2 protein-coding genes and 1 pseudogene are annotated in these 2,069 nt (G+C 40.4%); all 3 read left to right on the top strand.

Annotation, left to right across the window (positions count from 1 at the left end; translation table 11 throughout):
• Nucleotides 1–237 precede the first annotated feature (237 nt).
• Nucleotides 238–1,005, top strand: a complete 768-nt coding sequence (locus HMPREF2607_RS09665) for an amino acid ABC transporter ATP-binding protein (protein ID WP_070476864.1) — start codon at nt 238–240, stop codon at nt 1,003–1,005.
• A gap of 11 nt (nt 1,006–1,016) precedes the next feature.
• The gene (locus tag HMPREF2607_RS09660; RefSeq protein ID WP_070476860.1) at nt 1,017–1,850 is read left to right on the top strand and encodes a transporter substrate-binding domain-containing protein; all 834 of its coding nucleotides are present in this window, start codon (nt 1,017–1,019) and stop codon (nt 1,848–1,850) included.
• A gap of 17 nt (nt 1,851–1,867) precedes the next feature.
• Nucleotides 1,868–2,069, top strand: a pseudogene (locus HMPREF2607_RS09655) (amino acid ABC transporter permease); the annotation flags it as partial.

The following is a 2,069-nucleotide window of genomic DNA, read 5'->3' as shown; positions in this document are numbered from 1 at the left end:
TAGCTACTCTCGCTACCTCTCTAAACAATGGGAGAAAGCTAGTGAATAAAACAAAAAGCTCACCTACAGGTGGGTTTTTGTTTTTCTCATATTTATATCAAAAAATGATTAATTATATAGCAAAATCCGAACGTTTTGAAAGAATATTCGGAATTTTTTGACTTTCGGCTTTACTTATGCTAAAATTTAGTACATGTTAGAAAAGCTAACAACTAAATCCATTATTAGGAGGTTCTTATGGCACTTATCGAATTTAAAAATGTCAATAAATACTACGGAGATTATCATGCACTTCGTGATATCAATCTAGAAATTGAAAAAGGACAAGTTGTGGTTCTCTTGGGACCTTCTGGGTCTGGGAAATCTACCCTTATCCGTACAATCAATGCCTTGGAATCAATCGATAACGGTACCCTAATCGTTAACGGACATAATGTGACGGAAGCTTCTGCCAAAGATTTGGTTGAACTTCGTAAGGAAGCAGGGATGGTATTCCAGCACTTTAACCTCTACCCTCACAAAACCGTTCTTGAAAATGTAACATTGGCACCTATCAAGGTTCTTGGCATTAGTAAAGCAGAGGCTGAAAAGACTGCTGAGAAATTCCTTCGCTACGTTAACATGTGGGACAAGAAAGACTCTTACCCTGGCATGCTTTCTGGTGGGCAAAAACAACGTATCGCTATTGCCCGTGGTCTTGCCATGAACCCTGAACTCTTGCTCTTTGACGAACCAACGTCAGCCCTTGACCCAGAGACTATCGGTGACGTGCTTGCCGTTATGCAAAACCTTGCCAAAGGTGGCATGAACATGGTGGTCGTTACCCACGAAATGGGCTTTGCCCGTAGTGTGGCTGACCGTATCATTTTCATGGCTGAAGGTCAGATTCTTGTCGACACAACTGATGTGGATGGTTTCTTTGACAATCCTACTGAACCGCGTGCAGTACAATTCCTTTCTAAGATTATCGACCATAACTCTGATCGTGTTCACGTCGATGCTTAAGGAGGTTGCCTATGACTTTCAAAAAAATCTTACGCTATCTAACAGTCGTCACCTTGGCTATCACAGCTGTTTTTCTATTCTCTAGTCACAAAACTGAGGCAGAAGATTCTAGCAAACTCCTAAATAGTAAGGCAGTCCAAAAGATTGTTAAGCGAGGGACACTTAATGTTGGAGTGAAGCAAGACGTTCCTAACTTTGGTTACTATTCTGCTAAGACTAATACCTACGAAGGTATGGAAGTTGATCTTGCTAAGAAGATTGCTGATGAGTTAAAAGTTAAAGTGAATTATATCCCAGTAACGACGCAAACTCGTGAACCACTTATGGATAACGGTACTATCGACTTGCTTATCGCTACCTATACCATTAATGATGAACGTAAGGCTTCTTACGCTATCTCAACTCCTTACTACTATGACCAAATCGGTTTCTTGGTTCTTAAGGATTCAGGTATTAACAAAATCTCAGATTTGAATGGTAAGACTATCGGTGTTTCTCAAGGGGCGTCAACTAAGGCTGCGTTGCAAGAGTACGCTTCAGCTAATAACCTTAAGTTCAACTATGTTCAACTCGGATCTTTCCCAGAATTGGCTGTTTCTCTTTACGCTCACCGTGTAGATGCTTTCTCAGTTGATAAATCTATCCTCTCTGGATATGAAAGTAAGAAAACTAAAACCTTAAAAGAAGGTTTCAAAACACAAGAGTACGGTATCGCTTCAAGCAAGTCTAACCAAGAGTTGATTGATTATACCAACTATTTGATTGCTAAATGGCAAAAAGATGGTAGCCTTCAAAAACTCTACGATAAGTATCACTTGAAACCAGCTAAGGCTGAATATAAATAGAAAGGAGTCCTGAATTTATGTATCTTTTAACTGAAACGGCTAGTCCTTTCGCTCTTGAACGTTGGGCTGCTTTCTTCGCTAACTTTGGGCAGTTTGCCAAAGGTTTCTTCTATACCCTCGGTATTTCGATTGGTGCCTTGATTGTTGCCCTTCTTCTTGGGCTTATCTTTGGAGCTATGAGTTCGACTCACAACAAGGTCCTTCGTGGCATTTCACGTG

It is taken from the genome of Streptococcus sp. HMSC078H03 (assembly GCF_001808655.1).
Lineage (GTDB): Bacteria > Bacillota > Bacilli > Lactobacillales > Streptococcaceae > Streptococcus > Streptococcus salivarius_G.
The sequence above is the reverse complement of the archived record's forward strand: the minus strand, read 5'-3'. Positions and strand labels throughout refer to the sequence as shown.

Bases quoted from the DNA above. Each gene is read 5' to 3' on its own strand.
- HMPREF2607_RS09660 (WP_070476860.1), top strand. From the start codon at position 1,017: ATGACTTTCAAAAAAATCTTACGCTATCTAACAGTCGTCACCTTGGCT.
- HMPREF2607_RS09665 (WP_070476864.1), top strand. From the start codon at position 238: ATGGCACTTATCGAATTTAAAAATGTCAATAAATACTACGGAGATTAT.